Annotated in this window: 3 protein-coding genes; 1 reads left to right on the forward strand and 2 read right to left on the reverse strand. The window is 69.3% G+C overall.

Going from position 1 to position 2360, the window contains the following annotated elements:
- Both GX543_RS18685 and GX543_RS18690 read right to left on the reverse strand, forming a co-directional pair.
- Positions 1 to 924 (reverse strand): HAMP domain-containing sensor histidine kinase (locus tag GX543_RS18685; protein ID WP_290854129.1); only part of this gene is annotated, 924 nt, incomplete at its 3' end.
- Positions 921 to 1631 (reverse strand): response regulator transcription factor, encoded by a 711-nt coding sequence (locus GX543_RS18690; protein WP_290854133.1) that lies wholly within the window; start codon positions 1629 to 1631, stop codon positions 921 to 923. The genes GX543_RS18690 and GX543_RS18685, both read right to left, overlap by 4 nt.
- A 137-nt stretch (positions 1632 to 1768) precedes the next feature.
- Here GX543_RS18690 and GX543_RS18695 point away from each other — a divergent pair.
- The coding region (locus GX543_RS18695; RefSeq protein ID WP_290854131.1) for a DUF305 domain-containing protein at positions 1769 to 2360 on the forward strand (592 nt) is incomplete at its 3' end.

A 2360-nucleotide genomic window follows, 5' to 3' on the forward strand; every position in this document is an offset into this window, starting at 1 on the left:
CAGGTGCTCGGCGGCGATCCCGTCGCCGGTGTCGAGCACCTCGATCACCGCGGCCGTACCACTGGCGCGTGCGCTGACCTGCACGGTTCCATCCGCGGGCGTGTGTCGGAGCGCATTGGTCAGCAGATTGCCCAGCACCTGCCCCATCCGCGCGGGGTCCACCGTCAGCGCAAGCTCAGGAGTCGGCTCCACCGTCAACTCGACGCCCTTGGCCGCGTAGGCCTCGGCGATCGCGTCGACCGCGGCGGCGATCAGCGCGCGATCGGTGGTCGGCTCCGGGACGATCGACGTCGCCCCCTCCTGCGCGTGCGAGACCGCCGAGACGTCCTCGGCCAGTCGGCGCAGGCGATCGGTGCCGTCGTGCAGGATCGCCATGGTCGCGGCATCGGGTTGTCGGACGCCGTCGTCGATCGCCTCCAGGTGCGAGTCGATGGTCGCCAGCGGTGTCCGCATCTCGTGCGCCAGGTCCGCCAGCAGGCGACGACGAGTGGCCTCGGTGTCCTTCAACTGCGCGGCGAGTCGATTGACCGCGACGGCGAGATCGTTGAACTCGCGGCCGATGCCGCCCCCGTCGACGCGGGTGTCGTAGCGGCCGTCGGCGATCAGCGCGGTCGACTCCGCGACCGCGGTGACCGTCCGCTGCACGCGGCGGGCCAGGTACCAGCTGAAGCCGAGCGCGAGCACCGCGGCGAGGACCGCCGCCAGCCCCCACGACCACCGCACCGCGTCGCTGAACGCCTGTTCCACATGCATAGCCTCGCTGGAATTCTCGTCGATGCCCGCCTGCATGAGGTGGTCGTGGAAGATGCCCGGCGCCACCAGCCAGGCCACCAGCAGCGCGCCGGCCGCGGTCGCGATCACCACCGTCGCCATCCCCACCATCAGCCCGGTGCCGACGGCGAACCCGCGACCGCCGCGCGTCACTGCCCCGTTCCCATCCGGTACCCGACCCCGCGGACGGTCCGCACGTACCTGCCCTTGGCGGCGTCGTCGCCGAGCTTGCGCCGCAGGTGCCCGATATGAACATCGACCATGTGGTCGTCGCCCACCCACTCCGGTCCCCATACCGTGTCGATCAGCCGGGCGCGGGAGAACACCGTGCCCGGCGCCGACGAGAGCGCCGCGAGGATGTCGAACTCGGTGCGCGTGAGGTGCACGTGGTCGGCGTCGACCGTCACGTCGCGGCCGGGCACGTCGATCGACAGCGCGCCGAACACCCGTGCCGACTCCGCCACGGCCCGGTCGCCGGTGAACCCCGACCGCGGCCGACGCATCCGCGCCTGAATGCGCGCCGACAGTTCCCGCGGACTGAACGGTTTGGTCATGTAGTCGTCGGCGCCCACCGACAGCCCGATCAGGGTGTCGACCTCGTCGGCACGAGCGGTGAGCATCACGATGTACGCGTCGGAGAAGGTCCGCAGTCGGCGGCACACTTCCACTCCGTCGAGGCTCGGCAGGCCGAGGTCCAGCACCACCACGTCGGGGTCGACGGTCCGCGCGAGATCGACCGCCGCGGCGCCGTCGCCGACCGCGGTCACCTCGAACCCGTCGCGCTCCAGATACGACGCGACCAGCGACGCCAGCGCTTCCTCGTCCTCCACCACCATCGCCCGTGCAGACATGGCCTCCATCATGTCGGGAATCGGCCGCGGCCTCGACCGCGAGGGCGCTCCGCCGAGCATCTTGAGCAAACCTTTACCCGAGGACCACCGAATCCGGCGGGTCGGTTCGGCAGACTGGACGCCAGCAACCACGGAAGGAACCCATCGTGAAAACTCGTCTCTTCGCCACCTCGATCGCTGCTGCCGCCGTCGTCGTCGGGGTCGCCGCCTGCAGCCCAAACGAGGAAGCGTCGGACGCCACCACCAGCGCCGCGTCGCATTCGGCCATGGACCACGGCAACATGGATCACGGCTCCACCTCGAAGGTCGCCGACTCCGCCGAGCACAACGCGGCAGACATCATGTTCGCGCAGATGATGCTCCCCCACCACGAGCAGGCGATCGTGATGAGCGACATCATGCTGGAGAAGTCCGACATCCCCGCGAACGTCACCGCCATGGCGAAGCAGATCAAGGACGCGCAGGGTCCGGAGATCACCACCCTGACCGGCTGGCTCAAGGAGTGGAACGCTCCGACCGATGCGCCGATGGACCACGAGATGGACGGCATGATGTCCGAGGACGATCTCAACAAGCTCCGCGCCGCTACCGGCACCGAAGCCGCGAAGCTGTTCCTGACGCAGATGATCGAGCACCACGAGGGCGCGGTCGACATGGCCGAAGACGAGATCGAGGACGGCAAGAACGCCGACGCCGTCGCGATGGCGAAGTCGATCGTCGAGTCCCAGCAGAAAGAGA

It is taken from the genome of Gordonia sp. (in: high G+C Gram-positive bacteria) (genome assembly GCF_012515855.1).
Taxonomy (GTDB): domain Bacteria; phylum Actinomycetota; class Actinomycetes; order Mycobacteriales; family Mycobacteriaceae; genus Gordonia.